The organism is Aureimonas fodinaquatilis, from assembly GCF_008369445.1.
Classification (GTDB): Bacteria; Pseudomonadota; Alphaproteobacteria; order Rhizobiales; family Rhizobiaceae; genus Aureimonas; species Aureimonas fodinaquatilis.
Map to the genome: position 1 here is coordinate 1 of NZ_VTWH01000006.1, position 17,185 is coordinate 17,185.

The 17,185-nt window shown below is 57.1% G+C and carries 18 protein-coding genes; 5 read left to right on the forward strand and 13 right to left on the reverse strand.

What is annotated here, in order from left to right:
- Positions 1 to 337: autotransporter outer membrane beta-barrel domain-containing protein (locus FPY71_RS17375; protein WP_149301615.1), on the forward strand; the 337-nt coding region annotated here is incomplete at its 5' end.
- A 198-nt stretch (positions 338 to 535) separates the two neighbouring features.
- On the opposite strand, the gene doeB is transcribed toward FPY71_RS17375, so the two are convergent.
- From doeB to ehuR, 10 genes are all read right to left on the reverse strand, one after another.
- Positions 536 to 1,540: a N(2)-acetyl-L-2,4-diaminobutanoate deacetylase DoeB gene (gene doeB, locus FPY71_RS17380; protein WP_149301616.1), complete on the reverse strand. Its 1,005-nt coding sequence runs from the start codon at positions 1,538 to 1,540 to the stop codon at positions 536 to 538.
- 3 nt (positions 1,541 to 1,543) lie between these two features.
- Positions 1,544 to 2,725 carry an ectoine hydrolase DoeA gene (doeA, locus tag FPY71_RS17385; protein WP_149301617.1) on the reverse strand — a complete coding sequence of 394 codons (1,182 nt, stop codon included), beginning with the start codon at positions 2,723 to 2,725 and terminating at the stop codon, positions 1,544 to 1,546.
- A 21-nt stretch (positions 2,726 to 2,746) separates the two neighbouring features.
- Positions 2,747 to 3,736, reverse strand: a complete 990-nt coding sequence (gene eutC, locus FPY71_RS17390) for an ectoine utilization protein EutC (protein WP_149301618.1) — start codon at positions 3,734 to 3,736, stop codon at positions 2,747 to 2,749.
- The gene (eutB, locus tag FPY71_RS17395) at positions 3,736 to 4,716 is read right to left on the reverse strand and encodes a hydroxyectoine utilization dehydratase EutB (RefSeq protein WP_149301619.1); all 981 of its coding nucleotides are present in this window, start codon (positions 4,714 to 4,716) and stop codon (positions 3,736 to 3,738) included. Before eutB ends, eutC begins: the two co-directional genes overlap by 1 nt.
- Positions 4,717 to 5,487: an ectoine utilization protein EutA gene (gene eutA / locus FPY71_RS17400; RefSeq protein WP_149301620.1), complete on the reverse strand. Its 771-nt coding sequence runs from the start codon at positions 5,485 to 5,487 to the stop codon at positions 4,717 to 4,719. It abuts the gene before it with no gap.
- 2 nt (positions 5,488 to 5,489) lie between these two features.
- Complete coding sequence (gene ehuD, locus FPY71_RS17405; RefSeq protein WP_149301621.1) at positions 5,490 to 6,146, reverse strand: ectoine/hydroxyectoine ABC transporter permease subunit EhuD; 657 nt, start codon at positions 6,144 to 6,146, stop codon at positions 5,490 to 5,492.
- A gap of 3 nt (positions 6,147 to 6,149) precedes the next feature.
- A complete protein-coding gene (gene ehuC, locus FPY71_RS17410) occupies positions 6,150 to 6,809 on the reverse strand; it encodes an ectoine/hydroxyectoine ABC transporter permease subunit EhuC (RefSeq protein ID WP_149301622.1) in 660 nt (219 codons plus the stop codon).
- Positions 6,810 to 6,977: 168 nt separating this feature from the next.
- Positions 6,978 to 7,826, reverse strand: a complete 849-nt coding sequence (ehuB, locus tag FPY71_RS17415; RefSeq protein ID WP_149301623.1) for an ectoine/hydroxyectoine ABC transporter substrate-binding protein EhuB — start codon at positions 7,824 to 7,826, stop codon at positions 6,978 to 6,980.
- A gap of 65 nt (positions 7,827 to 7,891) precedes the next feature.
- Entirely contained in the window at positions 7,892 to 8,677 is a 786-nt protein-coding gene (gene ehuA / locus FPY71_RS17420) for an ectoine/hydroxyectoine ABC transporter ATP-binding protein EhuA (protein ID WP_149301624.1), read from the reverse strand.
- A gap of 143 nt (positions 8,678 to 8,820) precedes the next feature.
- Complete coding sequence (ehuR, locus tag FPY71_RS17425; RefSeq protein WP_149301625.1) at positions 8,821 to 10,203, reverse strand: MocR-like ectoine utilization transcription factor EhuR; 1,383 nt, start codon at positions 10,201 to 10,203, stop codon at positions 8,821 to 8,823.
- Positions 10,204 to 10,290: 87 nt separating this feature from the next.
- Here ehuR and FPY71_RS17430 point away from each other — a divergent pair, with 87 nt between their 5' ends.
- The 4 genes from FPY71_RS17430 (at position 10,291) to FPY71_RS17445 (ending at position 14,340) form a co-directional block, all read left to right on the forward strand.
- A complete protein-coding gene (locus FPY71_RS17430; protein WP_149301626.1) occupies positions 10,291 to 10,779 on the forward strand; it encodes an Lrp/AsnC family transcriptional regulator in 489 nt (162 codons plus the stop codon).
- Between the two features lie 30 nt (positions 10,780 to 10,809).
- Positions 10,810 to 11,247 carry a GNAT family N-acetyltransferase gene (locus FPY71_RS17435; protein ID WP_149301627.1) on the forward strand — a complete coding sequence of 146 codons (438 nt, stop codon included), beginning with the start codon at positions 10,810 to 10,812 and terminating at the stop codon, positions 11,245 to 11,247.
- A gap of 145 nt (positions 11,248 to 11,392) precedes the next feature.
- Entirely contained in the window at positions 11,393 to 12,886 is a 1,494-nt protein-coding gene (locus FPY71_RS17440) for an NAD-dependent succinate-semialdehyde dehydrogenase (protein ID WP_149301628.1), read from the forward strand.
- Between the two features lie 65 nt (positions 12,887 to 12,951).
- Entirely contained in the window at positions 12,952 to 14,340 is a 1,389-nt protein-coding gene (locus tag FPY71_RS17445) for an aspartate aminotransferase family protein (RefSeq protein ID WP_149301629.1), read from the forward strand.
- A gap of 239 nt (positions 14,341 to 14,579) precedes the next feature.
- Here the strand turns inward: FPY71_RS17445 and FPY71_RS17450 are convergent, their stop codons facing one another.
- The 3 genes from FPY71_RS17450 to FPY71_RS17460 are packed head-to-tail and all read right to left on the reverse strand — an operon-like array spanning position 14,580 to position 17,104.
- On the reverse strand, positions 14,580 to 15,410 hold the full coding sequence (locus tag FPY71_RS17450; protein WP_149301630.1) for a dipeptide ABC transporter ATP-binding protein: 831 nt from the start codon (positions 15,408 to 15,410) through the stop codon (positions 14,580 to 14,582).
- Positions 15,410 to 16,246 (reverse strand): ABC transporter ATP-binding protein, encoded by an 837-nt coding sequence (locus tag FPY71_RS17455; protein WP_149301631.1) that lies wholly within the window; start codon positions 16,244 to 16,246, stop codon positions 15,410 to 15,412. Before FPY71_RS17455 ends, FPY71_RS17450 begins: the two co-directional genes overlap by 1 nt.
- Positions 16,247 to 16,249: 3 nt before the next feature.
- Positions 16,250 to 17,104 (reverse strand): ABC transporter permease subunit, encoded by an 855-nt coding sequence (locus FPY71_RS17460; protein WP_246160721.1) that lies wholly within the window; start codon positions 17,102 to 17,104, stop codon positions 16,250 to 16,252.
- Positions 17,105 to 17,185: the final 81 nt, after the last annotated feature.

Here is a 17,185-nt window from a genome sequence, read left to right on the forward strand (position 1 = left end):
GACCAGCGCGTCGGACACCACCAGCACCACCTTCACCACGCTGGGTCTGCGCGCGTCGCATGAGTTGACCCTGAATGATCGTCCGATCACCTTTACCGGCATGATCGGCTGGCGGCATGCCTTCGGCGATGTTGATCCCAATGCCAATGTCAGCTTCACCAATGGCGGTGACTTTGCGGTTCTGGCGACGCCGATTGCAGAAGATGCGGCGGCTGTTGAACTGGGCTTTGACATGGACATCAGCGACAAGGCGACATTGGGCATCAGCTACAATGGCCAGTTTGGTGATGGGGCGCAGGATCACGGCGTCAACGCCGCCCTGCGCTTCCAGTTCTAAGCATTTCCGGTTGAAACGGTATCGTTTCAACCAAAGGACAATGCGGCAAACAAACAAGAGCATTTACGGTTGAAACGGTATCGTTTCAACCAAGGACAATGCGGCCGAACAAAGAACCGCAGCAGTTGCGAAAACAAAAAGGGTGGGGCGAACAACGCCCCACCCTTTTCTTCGGAATTACCCGAAAGTCCGCGGTGATTACAGCGTCCCGATCACCGCAACACAATCACCGGATTTGACCAGCCCGGGAAAATGCCGCGCGGCCAATATGCCGGAAAGCGCGGCGCGGAATTCTATCGGCGCCACACCGGTGCGGCCTGTCTGGTAGACACGAGCCAGCACATCGCCCTTGCGAACCTGTTCTCCCAGATCGATCAGCGGCTCCAGCAGCCCTTCACTCTCTGAGAAAGTGAAGCACTCCGTGCCCGGCATATCCAGCCATTGGGTCGGCTGCGTTTCAACGCTGCCCTGCAAAATTCCGGCATGGCGCAGCACATTCAGCGCACCGCGTCTGGCAATGCCTATGCTTTTGGCTGTTGCCGTACCACCGCCGCCCAGCTCTGTCGTTACAAACACCTTGCCCATTGTCTCGGCGGCAGTGTCGTACATTCCCACCGCATCAATTTCCAGCATGCGCATTGAATAGGGTGCGCCAAAGGCAGCAACGGCAGCAAATCCCGCCTCCTCCTGCGTTTTGTCCGGCAAAATATGCGCTGCGGCAAACGGCACAAAATCCAGCGTGCGCCCGCCCGAATGATAGTCGAGCACTATATCGGCCATTGGCAGCAGATAACGCTGAAAATAGTCGGCAATCTTCTGGGTAACCGTGCCATCCGGCCGGCCGGGAAAGCTGCGATTGAGGTTACCCTTGTCGATGGGCGATGTGCGGGCTCCAGCCAGAAATGCCGGGTAATTCATCGCAGGAACAATGATCACCCGGCCCGACACATCCTCCGCACGCAGCCCCTGCGCCAGGTCAAACAGGGCTGCGGGACCTTCATACTCATCGCCATGATTGCCGCCTGTCAGCAGCGCGGTTGGCCCATTTCCGTTGCACACGACTGTCAACGGAATCATCACAGATCCCCAGGCGGAATCATCGCGGCTGTAAGGCAGCCGCAGAAACCCGTGGTGAACACCACGGGCTTGCAGATCAATTGTTGCGCTGATGGGCGAAGGCGGCAGTTCGACTATGCCGGACATGCCTCAGCCCTTCACAAAAAGCTGGCGCGGCACATTGGCCAGCACTTCAACGCCATCATCCGTAATCGCAATCGATTCTGTAATCTCCAGCCCCATGTCTTCCAGCCAAAGCCCGGTCATGAAATGGAAGGTCATTCCCGGTTGCAACACGGTTTTATCGCCGGGGCGCAGGCTCATCGTGCGCTCGCCCCAGTCTGGCGGATAGGAAAGCCCGATTGGATAGCCTGTGCGATTGTCTTTGGTGATGCCGTATTTTTTCAGAACGGCAAAAAACGCATTGGCAATATCTTCGCAGCGATTGCCCGGCTTTGCCGCAGCAAGCCCCGCTTCCATGCCTTCCAGAGTGGCCTTTTCCGCATCCAGAAATTGCTGTGTCGGCTTGCCCAGAAATACGGTGCGGGACAGCGGGCAGTGATAGCGCTTGTAGCAGCCGGCAATTTCAAAAAATGTGCCCTCTCCCAGCTTCATGGGCTTGTCGTCCCATGTCAGGTGCGGGGCAGACGCATCAATGCCTGAAGGCAGCAATGGCACAATGGCCGGATAGTCGCCGCCAAAACCGTCAATGCCTCGGGTGCCGGCATCATAGATTTCCGCCACCAGATCGCATTTGCGCATGCCCGGTTCTATCCGCTCGACAATGCGCTGGTGCATGGCCTCTACGATGCGCGCCGCAATGCGCATATAGTCCAGTTCCTGCGGGCTTTTGACCGCACGCTGCCAGTTGACCAGCGCAGTTGCATCCACAAATTTCGCATCAGGCAGATGCCGGGTCAGCGATCCAAAAGCAGCGGCGGAAAACCAGTAATTGTCCATCTCGACGCCGATGGTGAGTTTGCCCCAGCCTTTGTCCGCAATGATGGATGACAGAAAATCCATCGGATGCCGCTCGATCGACTGAACATAGTGATCGGCGTAGCCAATGATGTTGTCGTGCGCCAGATAGCTGGTGCGTTTGGCCCCGTTGCCATCCTGCCCCCGGCCATACCAGATCGGTTCGCCGAAAGGCGGCACGATCACACCCTGATGCACATAGAATGACCACCCGTCATAACCGGTCAGCCATGCCATGTTGGAGGGATCAGAGACGTATAGAACGTCAATCCCGGCCGCTGCCATGGCTTGTCGGGTTTTTTCCAGCCGCGCGGCATATTCGGCGCGGGTAAAGTTGAGCACTGGCTCTGTCATATTTCACCTGTTGAAAGGATCTTAGCTAGCAAACACGGTTCCTGCCCCGGCTCGCCTGGCGCGAGCATGGGCAAGGGTGGCAATTGCGGTGTCCTGAACTCCGGTTCCGGTCAGGTCCGCCAGGGTGATGGAGGCGGCATCCAACCTGCCAGCACTTTTTCCGGCCGCCACCGCGCCAAGTTCAGGAAACTCATGGTCAGAGCGCATCGCCCCTGCCGCAATGGCATGGTGCAGCTCGCCCAGAATTCGGGTTTGTGACAAGCGGTCCGCCACATAATGGCTCATCGCCAGCAACCGGGGATCAATCTCGTTCTTATGTTCAGCGTCCGACCCCATGGCGGTGATATGCGTCCCTGCCCGCACCCATTCTGCATTCAGAATGGGCTCTTCTGCCGGAGTTGTGGTCACGATGATATCCGCCATGGCTGCCGCGGCCTCCGGCTGCTCGACAGCGGACACATCAATCTTCAGCCGCTCCGCCAACAGTGCTGCAGTGCTGAGAGCTTTTGCGTGGTCGCGCGCCCAGATCGTGGCCTTCTCAATCGGGCGCACCCGCATTAAAGCCTGCAACTGCAATTGCGCCTGCACACCAGCACCAAAAACGGCGACACTTTTGGCATCAGCACGCGCCATATGGCGTGCAGCCACCGCACCGGCCGCTGCCGTGCGAATGTCGGTCAGATAGCCATTGTCCAGCAGCAGCGCCTCAACCAACCCGGTTTGGGCCGACAGCAGCACCATCATTCCGTTGACGCTTGGCAGGCCCAATGCAGGATTGTTGAAAAACCCGGGACTGATTTTAATGGCGAAACTGTCGATCCCAGGCACATAAGCGGTCTTAACATCCACCTCGCCCCGGTTTTCCACGATGTCGAGCCGCAGAATTGGCGGCATGACAACGGGCTTTTCGGCAAGGGCAACAAACGCCGCTTCAACCGTGTTCACCGCATCAAGGTCCAACGGCACCAGATCGGCCAGTTCACGTTGCGTCAAAATCAGCATTTCGGGCATTACACAGCTTCCTCCAGCGCGTTGGCTCCGGCGACAATGCGCTGATGCAAGGCCATGTCGATGTTGCGGCCTGACATCAGCACCACAATGGGCCCCCTGCTTGTGACTTTGCCCGCCAGAAGCGCGGCGATGCCAACCGCTCCAGCGCCTTCAACCACCTCGCGCTCTTCCAGATAGGCATGGCGAATTCCCGCGGCGATTTCGGCTTCGGTGAGCAGAACCACATCGTCAACCAATTGCCGCGTCATCTCAAAAGTGTGGAGGTTGGCAAGGCCAATTCCGCCACCTAATGAATCGGCCAGCGTTGCAAGCTCCTCCACCGCCACAGGCTGCCTTGCTGCCAGACTGGCCGCCATGGCCGCGCCGCGCTGCATGGAAACGCCAACCACCCGGACATCTGGCCGCAACGCCTTGATGGCAGCCGCCACACCTGAAATCAGCCCACCACCGGAAAGCGGCACCAGAACCAGGGCTGCATCCGGCACCTGTTCCACTATCTCCAGACCGATCGTGCCCTGCCCGGCAATGATATCGGCGTGGTCAAATGGCGGCACCGACACCACACCTTCCTCACGAATTAGCCGCTCAACCTCTTCCTGCGCATCGTCCTGGCTTTGGCCAATGATGCGAACATCAGCCCCAAGCGCACGAATGGCAGCAACCTTGTTCTGCGGCACAAGCGCAGACATGGCGATGATGGCACGGACGCCGCTTTGCGCTGCCGCATAAGCCAATGCCCTGCCATGATTGCCGGTTGATGCTGCAACAACGCCGCGTGCACGTTCCTCAGCGTTCAGTTTTGCAACCGCATTCATGGCACCGCGCAACTTGAACGCACCGGTCAACTGCCTGTGCTCCAGTTTCAAATGAACTGGCACGCCGCACCGTGCTGTCAGGCTTTCTGACTCATCCACCGGTGTTATACGCACTTTTCCGTCTATGCGCTGCCTCGCGGCCTCAATATCTGCCAACTCAATCATTCATGCCACCTTTGCCATCGGCAGACGCATCAGCCTGCCAGCATTTGCAGGAGCAGCAACGCCGCATTGCGCCAGACAAGCCCATGCTGTTGCCTGATTGCTGGTGATCACCGGCCTGCCAATACGCTGCTCAACGGTTTCTACCAGTGCGGCAGAGCGCAGCGCCGTACAGGATATGAACAACGCTTCGGCATCATCCGCCATTGCGGCCACTGCGGCTTCAACCAGTGTCTGGGGTGAAAGTCGCGCCATCAACCGGTCATCATCCAGACCCAGGCAACTGAAGCTGGCTATCTCGAAGCCTTTGTCGGCAAAATAGCTCGCCATCGGCACACTGGTTTCCACGGTATAGGGTGTCAAAACGCTGATACGGCGAACGCCCATGGCGTTAAGGCCTGCCTGCACGGCCAAGGGCGGCGTTATGACGGGCACGCCCGGTTTGCCCAGGCCGATGCCCTTGGCCACGGCGTCATCACCGATGACGACTGAGGCTGAAGTGCAGGAAAAGCAGATGACATCCAGCTCCTCATCCGGCAGCAGCAAGGCTGCCGCCTGTGCCAGCCGCGGCGCGGCGGCGCGCAGATTTTCCGGCGTGGTCGGGTTGGCATAGGCAATGCGAGCGCCGTAAATTCCCACCTCTGGGGATGCCACAAGCCGGGTAAAATCCGCCTCGGTCGTGTGGTCTGTTGCCAGCACAATCAGGCCGATGCGCTTGCGAACAGCGCGCTGATCAAAACCCAGTGGTATTTCCAGTTTTGTGATTGCGACCATGATCAGGCAACCTTGCCATAGCGGCGCTCGAGAAAGCGCACGCCCACCACGGCAATGAGCGAAATGACCAGAAAGAATGCGCCAACCAGTGTGATTGGCTCAATGTAACGATAGTTGAAGTTGGCAATCGAGCGCGCCTGGTTCATGAGTTCCAGAACGGTGATTGCCGACAGCAATGGCGTTTCCTTGAACATCGCTATCAGATAGTTGGCAAGCGCGGGCACCATGGGCGCAATGGCTTGCGGCAGAATGATATGCCGCCATGTCTGCCCTTCTGAAAGATTGCAGGCCTTTGCCGCTTCCCACTGGCCGCGTGAAACATTGTCTATACCGGCGCGATACACTTCGGCTGTGTAAGTGGCATAATGTACGCCCAGCCCGATAACACCGGCGACCAATGGCGCCAGCGTAACCCCGGCTTCCGGCAAAATGTAGAACAGGAAATAAAGCTGCACCAGCAACGGGGTGCCACGCACAAATTCGGTGAAGCCCGATACGCTTCTGGCCAGCCAGCGATGGCGCGAGCGCCGCGCAACCGCAATGACGAGACCCAGAACCGCAGCCAGCGCAAAACCAAGCAAAGTTGCGATGATGGTGATCTTCACGCCTTCCAGAAGCGTGGGCATGATCTGCCAGGTAAAATTCCAATCCCATTCCATCGATCAGGCCCTCACCCCGTCCAGACCCCGAGAGAGGCGCTTTTCCAAAGTCCGCACACCGAAGGAGATTACGGAGGCGATGGCGAAATAGAGCAGGAGAATTGTTATGAACGGAATGGCTGTGTTGCCCGTTTGCGAGCGCACAACCTGGGCCTGAAACGTCATGTCAGCCAGTGAAATCAGCGACACGATCGCCGTGGCTTTCAACAGTTCAATGGCGTTGTTGCCAAAGGTTGGCAGCATGACCACAAAAGCCTGTGGCAGAATGATATGACGCATGGATTGCCATTTCGTCAGGTTCAATGCCACACATGCCTCATGCTGCTCGCGGCCAATGGCCCGCACAGCGCCGCGCACCACTTCTGCGCCATATGCGCCGACATTCAGCCCGAGAGCCAGAACACCAGCCTGCATTTCTGTCAGCGTAATGCCCATCAGCGGCAGCACATAATAAGCCCAGAAAAGCTGGACAAAGATCGATGTGCCGCGAAAGAATTCGACATAAGTTGTGGCCACGGCCCGAATGAGCCAATTGCTGGAAACGCGGCCAAGCCCGGCAATGAACGCGACCACAAGCGCAAAGGCGCAGCCGTAGACCGTCAGCTTGATGGTGACGACCGCGCCTTGAAGAATCAGCTGGAGATAGCCAAGCCACATTTCCATAAAAACAAGCCTTGATCCGTAAAACTGGCCGGAGATTTGAAGCGTTTCATGGTGATCATTCGATCACCTGAAACGCTCTAACTGTTTGATTTGTCGCATTGTCCTCATGTTGAAGCGATGCCGCTTCAACAGAAAATGCTTCAGGCTCCGACCAGATTGCAGGTTGCCTTACTGCTGGGCGCAAAGGGCTTCGCGATTGGTGCCGATGGCAGCAGCAGCGGAGAAACCATAAGGCTCGATGATGGATGCAAATTCACCGGATTCCTTGAGCGCCGCCAGTTCGCGATCAAACGCATCGCGAAGATCGGTCTGGTCTTTGCGGAATGCCGCACCATCGCAGTAGACAGGCGCACCCTCTACCGGAGCAACAACCTCAAGGCTGCTGTCATTGGCCTGCGTGAACAGCGCGTTGATCGACAGAACAGGCAGGGAGTACACCTCAATGCGGCCCTGTTGCAGCATGGTGATGCCGCTTTGCGCATCAGGTACCACGATCACACGGTCGCGCGGCACTCCGGCTTCCAGCGCCAGTCGTTCTTCGGTACCGCCACCCGGTGCGCCAATCCGCACCTGATCATTGTCGGCAATGTCCTTATAGGTGCGCAGGTTCAGCGGGTTTCCCGCCTTCAGCAGAAACGCCTCGGCATCACACAGAATCGGCTCTGAATAAGCCACTGCCGCGCACCGTTCCGGCTTCATGAACAAACCGGCTGTTACCGCATCAAACCGGCGCGCCTGCAGGCCGGGGATCATGGCGCCATATTCTGATATGGATGCAACCACATCATCCACACCAAGACGCTTGAACACCGCACGCGCCACGTCCGGCCCTGCACCAGACACGCTGCCATCCGGGTTCACCGCAGTGAAAGGTGGCTCATTGGCAATGGCAATGCGGGCAAAGCCCTGCTGTTTCAACGTATCCAGCGCTTCCTGCGCTGATGCAGTCTGCGCGCCAAGCGCCAGCACCACAACAGAAGCGCCAAGCAAAGCGCTGCGAATAAGAGATGGTTTCATTGACGTCACTCCCCTGGGGCAATTTCAGCGAAATTGCGTAAAAACAAAGAGTTAAAACAGCCGGATCAGACGCGCTGGCCCGCCGCAACGACCTTGCGAAGAAAAGCCTTGGTGCGCTCTTCCTTAGGATTGGTGAAAATCTCATCCGGAGGTCCGGATTCAACGATGCGCCCTTTGTCGAAAAACAGCACACGATCGGCGAAATCATGCGCAAAGCTCATTTCATGCGTTACCAGCAACATGGTCATGTCGGTTTCCCGGCCCAGCATACGCATGACATTCAGAACCTCCTCGACCAGTTCCGGATCAAGCGCTGACGTCACTTCGTCGAACAGCATGATTTTCGGATTCAGGGCCAGGGCGCGAGCAATAGCCACGCGCTGCTTTTGCCCACCGGACAATTGAGAGGGCATCGACTTGGCCTTTTCAGCCATGCCAACCATCTCAAGCAGCTCCATTGCGCGCTTTTTTGCAGCCTGCGGATTGGCACCCTGCGTTAAAACAGGAGCCAGCGTTACGTTGTCGCAAACGCATTTGTGAGGAAACAGGTTGAAGTGCTGAAAAACCATGCCGATATTGGCGCGCATTTTCTGCAGATGCCGTTCATCGGCGGGGATCAGGGCATCTTGCTTTTTCATATGAAACAGGTAATCGCCATCGACCTTGATATGACCGGCCGTCAGCGTTTCCAGCGTCATCAACACACGCAGAATGGTGGTCTTGCCCGATCCGGAAGGGCCGATCAAAGCCAACTTCTCGCCCGGCATGACATCAAAGCTCAATTCATCCAGAACGGTCAACTCACCGAACCGCTTGGTCACTCCTTCCAATTGTATAATTGGCTGAGGCATATCACGTTCCAGTTTTGCAATTCCTGATTGGCCCAACGATGGAACGGGATGCAAATCATGTCAATTGAGAAAATTAAATCATGACAATTTAATCAAATGTGCACATTGTCAGCTCGCACTGCATAACAATTTGGCAGATGTGCTCAAATCGCCAGGAGCAAAGGTTCCGGCGCAGAACGCAGAAGATTGCCCACCACCCTCAGACCAGCCTGCAACTCTGCCTCTGAGGTTGAGCCAACTGAAATTCGAACCGCTGGCTGACTGATAGAGCCTGTCTGGAATGATCGCCCGGGTGCGATGGCCACACCGCGCAACCGCGCCTGAGAAACGAACAATTCCTCTTCCTGCACGGAAGCAAGCGGAATCCACAGATGCAGCCCCTCGGGATGCGCGCGGTAATGGATGCCGGCAAGTTCCTGCGCAGCCAGGCGCTGGCGTTGACGCAAAGCCTGTCGTTGCCAACGCACCAGTTCTGCGGCCGTGCCATCCACCACCCAGCGCGTTGCCAGTTCGGCAATCAGCGGAGTGGCGATCCAGTTTGTTACAAGATGCCGGTTCATCACCGCCGACAGCATTCTGTCCGGCACCGCCAGATAGCCGGTGCGCAGGCCCGGCAGAACGGTCTTTGTAAAAGAGGTGACGTAAAGCGTGCGTTCGGGCGCAAAGGCAGCCAGAGGCGGCGGGCGGTCTTCAATCAGTGGCCCCAGCACATCATTTTCAATAATGCTGATGTCGTGCTTGCGCGCCACTTCCGCCAGTTGGGCGCGCCGCCTTTCGCCCATCAGCGAAGCTGTAGGGTTGATAACGGTAGGCTGCACAAACACGGCGCGCACCACTTCAGACCGGCAGGCTGCGTCCAGCGCTTCCGGGATAATGCCCTCATCATCAATTTCCAGCGCTGCAAGATTGAGCCCAAGATACGACGCCAGAGGAACCAGCGTATGGTGGCCGATCGCCTCAGTCGCAATTGTCGAACCTGGTGTGGCAACACTCATCAGTGCCGTGGTCATTCCCGCGGTGGCACCGTTGGAAATGCAGATATTGGGAGCCTGCACTTCCAGGCCACACATCCGCAACCAGTCAACCGCCACTTGCCGGTGGCGAGGAAACACGACATTCGGCCGAAATGACAACACACTGGATGGCGGTAGATTTGCCGCCAGATCCACCAATGCCGTCTGCATCTTTTCAAGGTGCATTGGCTCACAGACCGGCTTCAGAATAGAAAGGTCTACGATTTCGCCCAGCCGTTCAGGAATGTAAGGCAGTGAACCTTCCGGCTTTTCCGCTCGCACAAAACTGCCGCGGCCGATCTCTCCCGATATAAGACCCCGGCGGATCAATTCCTCGTAGGCGCGGCTGACGGTCTGCACCGAAATCTTCAATTCATCGGCCATGATGCGTTGCGGCGGCAGGCGCAGGCCGGCCGCAAGGCGTCCATCCCCTATCGCTCTTGCAATCTGGTCTGCAAGCGAAAGATAGACGGGCCTGCGCAGGGCTTCAGAATCAATGAACCACATTGTCATGAAAACATTTTTGCCGAAATCATAACAATTCACAATTGGAAAAAACTTCCCGCACCGCGTAAAACACACAAAATAGCAGGAACAAGCATGAACGGACCAAAACTCGACGCTCTTGATCTGAAAATCCTGTCCGCAATCCAGCGTGAAGGCAGGATTACCAAGCTGGCATTGGCAGAGCGTGTCGGGCTGTCTCCCACACCCTGCTGGATGCGCCTGAAAAGGCTGGAAAAGGCCGGCATTGTTGCCGGATATCAGGCGCGGTTGAATTTGCGGCTGGTTGCTCCGGTTACCGCGGTGCTGGTGGAGGTCACCCTAGGCAATCACCGGCAGATCGATTTTGACCGGTTCGAGCTGGCCATGCGGCAAAGCCTGCCCGTTGTTTCCTGCTGGGCGGTGGGTGGCGGCGTTGACTATATACTTAAGGTGGTTTGCCCGGATATTGACGCCTATCAGCGCTTGCTCGACAACTGGCTGGAGCGGGAAATCGGCATCAGCCGCTATTTCACATATATCATTACCCGGACTGTTAAAGAGGATGTGGATGCCCCGGTAGAATTGCTTGCCGCAAAAGAGTAATTCTGCCCCTCGATTGGCATGGAGATGCAAATGAACCGACTGATCCGACCAGAAGACAAGGAAGAGTGGCTGGCCTTGTGGGAGGGGTATCAACGCTTCTACAAAGCAGAGATTCCGCGAGATGTTTCGGAAAAGACGTTTGAGCGCCTGCTGGACCCGACAGAGCCGATGTTTGCTGCGCTGGCGATCGAGGACGGCAAGGCACTGGGGCTGGTGCACTACATTTTCCATCGCTCCACCTGGACCACCGGCGATTATTGCTACTTGCAGGATTTGTTTGTGGCAGAGGGCTTACGCGGCAAAAGTCTGGGACGGCGGCTGATTGATTTTGTCTATTCGGAAGCGGCAAAGGCAGGCGCGTCACGCGTTTACTGGCTCACTCACGAAACCAACCGTGCTGCCATGAAGCTGTATGATCAGGTGGCCGACCGGTCGGGCTTCCTGCAGTATCGCAAAGATCTGGACTGAATCTTTCACCTTAGGAGATTGTCTCTAGCGCATCCTCGCAATGAAGAGAGACTCTCTTCACGCAACTGCAAGATCAGACCAAAACGCGCGACCATGCTTTGTATGATGAACCTGTCTGCCGCAAGCCAAAAGATAGGTTGTCACAATGAGCGCATGTGTTGCCCGCCAGGACTTTCACCCCGCATTGGATCGCCTTGTTGACCGGCGGCTCTTTCGCCAGTTGGCCTATATTAACGGGCGCTGGACGGCAAATTCTGACGACGCAACCTTTGAGGTGAACGACCCGGCAACCGGCCAGTCTCTGGGGTTTGTTGCCGCGCTTTCGCCTTCTGCAACAACCGCTGCCATTGATGCAGCGGATGAGGCAAAGGCTGGCTGGCAGGCAATGCTGCCCCAGGAACGCGGCGCCATTCTGACTCGCTGGTACGAGTTGATGGTCGCAGCAAAAGACGATCTGGCGCTGCTGATGACCCTTGAACAGGGCAAGCCACTGGCAGAGTCGGCTGGCGAAATCGATTATGCGGCCTCTTTCGTGCAGTACTACGCCGAAGAAGCCAAACGAATTGCCGTGGAAAGCGTCACAAGCCACCTGCCTGGCGCAGCCATGAGCATTTCGCGCACGCCGCTTGGTGCCGTGGGCCTTGTAACGCCATGGAATTTTCCATCGGCGATGTTGACGCGCAAGGCCGCTGCGGCACTTGCCGCGGGCTGCACCATTGTCGCACATCCTTCATCACAAACACCGTTTTCTGCTCTGGCTCTGGCCGAACTGGCAGAGCGTGCCGGCTTTCCTGCCGGTGTCCTGAACATCATAACCGGCAGCGCGTCGCAAATTGTGGGCACCATGTGCGCAGATCACCGGTTGCGAGCCATGAGTTTCACCGGGTCTACCGAAATTGGCCGGCTGATTGCGGCCCAATGCGCCCCGACTGTCAAACGGCTGATTATGGAACTGGGCGGCAATGCGCCATTGATCATATTTGACGATGCTGACATTGACCGTGCGGTCAACATTGCCATTGACGCAAAATTTGCCACGTCCGGCCAGGACTGTCTTGCTGCCAACCGCATTTATGTTCAACGCCCGATTTATGAAAAATTTGCTGCCGCTTTTGCAGAGCGTGTAAGGGCGCTGAAGCTTGGCAATGGCTTGACCGACAAGGTGGACATCGGCCCGCTGATGCATCAACGCGCGGTGGATAAGGTGGGCGAGCAGGTGCGCGATGCCCAGACGCGCGGCGCACGTGTGCTGGCGGGTGGAGATGTTTCAGACCACGGACCACTGTTTTTTACACCCACTGTGCTGGTGGATGTGCCCGATGACGCGCTGATCATGCGCGAGGAAACCTTTGGCCCGGTTGCCGCGCTGACAGTGTTTGACAGTGAAAATGAAGTGCTGCACAAGGCAAACGACACTGAGTATGGATTGGTGGCATATCTGGTCACCCGCGACGCCGCCCGCATCGCTCGGATGAGCGCGGCACTGGAATATGGAATGGTGGCCGTAAATCGCGTCAAAATCACCGGTGCGCCTGTTCCTTTTGGCGGCGTAAAGCAATCGGGCCTTGGCCGGGAAGGTTCGCGGCACGGGCTCGAAGCCTTCACAGACATCAAATATGTCTGCCTTGACCTTGGCTGAGGCGTTCCACCCCTCCAAATGACTGCATTTGCTAATTTGACAACAATTCGAAAGGCTGGCGAACCATGCTGGACCAGAACATCGGCGACAATGAACTGACCGCTTACGACCGCGATCATTTCTTCCACCCTTCCACCCATATGGGCATGCATGCCCGTGGCGAATCCCCCAACCGGATTATTGCGGGCGGCAAGGGCGCAACCATTGTTGACAGCACCGGCAAGGAGAGCCTGGACGCGTTTGCCGGCCTGTATTGCGTGAATGTCGGCTATGGCCGCACTGAAATTGCCGACGCCATTGCCGAACAGGCCCACAAGCTGGCCTATTACCATTCCTATGCGGGCAATGGTTCAGAAGCGTCAATCCGCCTGTCCAAAATGATCATCGACCGGGCACCGGCCAATATGAGCCGGGTGTATTTCGGCCTTTCCGGATCGGACGCCAACGAAACCAATATCAAGCTGATCTGGTACTACAACAACGTTCTGGGTCGCCCGGAAAAGAAGAAGATCATTTCACGCTGGCGGGGTTATCATGGCTCCGGCATCATGACCGGGTCTTTGACAGGCCTGGAGCTGTTCCACAACGCATTCGACCTGCCCCGCGCGCCCATTCTTCATACGGAAGCGCCGTATTATTATCGCCGCGCTGACCTTTCGATGAGCGAAGAGCAGTTTTCGCAGCATTGCGCCGACAAGCTGGAAGAGATGATCCTGGCAGAAGGCCCGGACACAGTTGCCGCCTTTATTGGCGAGCCTGTTCTTGGCACCGGCGGCATTGTGCCACCACCGGCAGGCTACTGGCAGAAAATCCAGGCTGTGTTGAAGAAGTACGATGTGCTGCTGGTGGCTGACGAGGTCGTGACCGGGTTCGGCCGTCTGGGTTCCATGTTCGGTTCTGACCATTACGGCATCGAAGCCGATCTGATCACCATCGCCAAGGGTCTGACCTCTGCCTATCTGCCGCTTTCCGGCACAATCGTTTCCGACAAGGTCTGGCAGGTTCTGGTTCAGGGCTCTGACTCGCTTGGCGTCATTGGCCATGGCTGGACCTATTCCGCGCACCCGCTTTGCGCCGCTGCGGGCATTGCCAACCTTGAGCTGATCGACAAGCTGGACCTGGTGAAAAATGCCGGCGAAACCGGCACATATCTTCGCGCTGCGTTGAATGATGCTTTGGCCGGCAACCCGATTGTTGGCGAAATTCGTGGCGAGGGCCTGCTGGCTGCTGTTGAATTTGTTGCCGATCGTGATGACCGCGTGTTCTTTGACCCCGCGCTCAAGGTTGGCCCGCAGATTGCCGCCGCATTGTTTGAGCGTGGCGTGATCGGCCGTGGTATGCCGCAGGGCGACATTCTTGGCTTTGCACCACCTTTCTGCCTGACACAGGAAGAAGCCGACAGGGTTGCGGCCGCCACCAAGTCAGCCGTCGAGGCTGTTGCCGCCAAGCTGTAACGACCAGAGCTCAGACCGTTTCAGGCGATCTCCGGATCACCAGATACGGTCTAACTCTTGTTTTTGTCGCATTGTCCTAAGGTTGAAGCGTTTCCGCTTCAACCGGAAATGCTGAAACTCTTTGTCTTATCGCATTGTCCTGAGGTTGAAGCGATTCCGCCTCAACCGGAAATGCTGAAACTCTTTGTTTTGTCGCATTGTCCTGAGGTTGAAGCGATTCCGCTTCAACCGGAAATGCTCTAGGCCGCCCGACGGGCCGCCAGTCTGGCTCGAATGCTTTCAACATCGGATTTGGGCGTGGCAGCAAACAAGGTCCGTGTATAGGCGTGTTGCGGATCGGCGAAAACCGCCTCCCGCGTGCCATACTCAACCGCCTCGCCCAGATACATCACCATCACCTCATCTGCGATGTAGCGCACGACAGACAGGTCGTGGCTGACAAACACATAGGTCAGATCAAATTCGTCCTGCAAATCGGCCAACAGGTTCAGAATCTGCGCCTGTACGGACAGATCCAGCGCAGAAACCGGCTCATCCAGCACCAGAAGGCCCGGAGACAGCATTAATGCCCGGGCAATCGCTATCCGCTGCCTCTGCCCACCTGAAAACATGTGCGGATAGCGGTTGTAATGCTCTTCCAGCAAGCCGACCTTGACCAGCATGCGCATTGCCCGGTCGCGCCGTTCTGCCTTGTTGGCATCCGTGTTCAACAACAGTGGTTCACACAGAGCATCGCCGATTTTCTGGCGCGGATTGAGCGAGCCGTACGGGTTTTGAAACACCATCTGCACTTTTCGCCGCATGTCGCGGGTGATGCCGGTTTTGGCGATGTCCAATGGCTGGCCGTCAATGGCCAGAGTGCCACTGGTCGGGGCATCAATCAGCGTCAGGATGCGCGCCAGCGTTGACTTGCCAGACCCGGATTCGCCGACAATCGCCAGCGTCCTGCCCTTTTGCAACGAAAGGCTGATGCCGCGCACGGCGTGAATTGTTTTTGTGCCGCCAAATATCCCGCGCGACACGTGGTAATCCCGTTTGATATTGCTGGCCTCAAGCGCAATCTGAGCCATCACATGGCCTCCTCTGCCATGAAGTCGGCAACTGTGGGCAATCTGTCACCCGTGGCATTTTCCGGCAAAGCGGAAAGCAGCGCCTGCGTATAGCGATTTTGCGGATTTTCAAACAATGACAGGACGTCGGCTTCTTCCATCTTCCGTCCCTTATATTGCACGATAACCCGATCGGCTGTTTCAGCCACCACCCCCATATCGTGAGTGATCATGATAAGGCCCATGCCCTGGTCCGCCTGCATTTTCATCAACAGGTCCAGAATCTGCTTCTGAATCGTCACATCCAGCGCCGTTGTCGGCTCATCAGCAATCAACAGCTTGGGGTTGCAGGCAATCGCCATGGCAATCATGACGCGCTGCGCCTGTCCGCCAGACATCTGATGCGGAAAGCTGGAAAGCCGGTCTGCCGCATCACGTATCCCCACCGCTTCCAGGAGTTCAATTGCCCGCTTGCGACGCGCGGATCGACCCAGCTTCATGTGAATGCGCAAGACCTCCATGATCTGGAAGCCAACAGTGAAGCAAGGATTCAGGCTGGCTCCCGGCTCCTGAAAAATCATGGCCATATCCCGCCCGACAATTTCACGACGCTGGGCCGATGTCAGGTTTTGAAGATCACGGCCATCAAACATCATCCGGTCAGCGGTGACATGGGCGCTGGCGGGCAATATTCCCATCACGGCCAGCATTCCCACGGACTTGCCGGAGCCGGATTCACCGACAATGGCAAGCACCTCGCCTTTTTCCACCGAAAGATCGATGCCATCCACGGCACGGAACCTGCCGGTGACGGTTTCAAACTCGACGCTCAGATTGCGAATTTCCAACAGGGCCATGGTTCAGCCTTTCCGCATTCTGGGGTCAAGCGCGTCGCGCAGGCCATCACCAACCAGATTGATGGCCAGAACAGTGATCAGAATTGCCAGGCCGGGAAATGTAACGACCCACCATGCGCGCAGCACGAATTCCTGCGCTTCAGCCAGCATTGTGCCCCATTCCGGAGTTGGGGGTTGCGCACCCATGCCCAGAAAGCCCAGTGCCGCCGCATCCAGAATGGCGTTGGAAAAGGACAATGTGGCCTGCACGATCAACGGACCAAGACAATTCGGCAAAATGGTTTTGAACATCAACCGCAGTGGCCCTGCCCCGGCCACGCGCGCGGCTGTTACATATTCTCGCTCGCGCTCTGCCAGCACGGAAGCGCGTGTGAGACGAACAAAATGCGGTTGCAGCACCAGTGCAATGGCGATCATGGCATTGGTAAGCCCGGGGCCGAGAACCGCGACCAGCACAAGTGCCAGCAGAAGCGAGGGAAACGCCAGAATAACATCCATCAGCCGCATGATCACGGTATCGACGAAACCGCGCACATAACCGGCAATCATGCCAATCACGATGCCGGTTGAAACCGACAGGGTCACGACGAACAGGCCGATAAAAAGTGAATAACGCGCGCCGTAGATCAACCGGGACAGGATATCGCGCCCGACAGCATCCGTGCCCAGCGGAAACGCCCACTGCCCGCCAGTCATCCAGAAAGGTGGCAGCAACAGCGCCGACCGGTTCTGCGCAACCGGATTGTGCGGAGCTATCAGTGGCGCGGAAATGGCGATCAGCACCACCAGAGCAAAGATGATCAGGCCGACAACCGCGCCCTTGTTGCTGGAGAAATAGTACCAGAATTCCCGAAACATTTCCCGACGCACATTGGGCGGCGGTGGCGGCGTCAGAATATTTGATCCGACCAGTGCCTCGGATTCCTGTGCCTCAATATG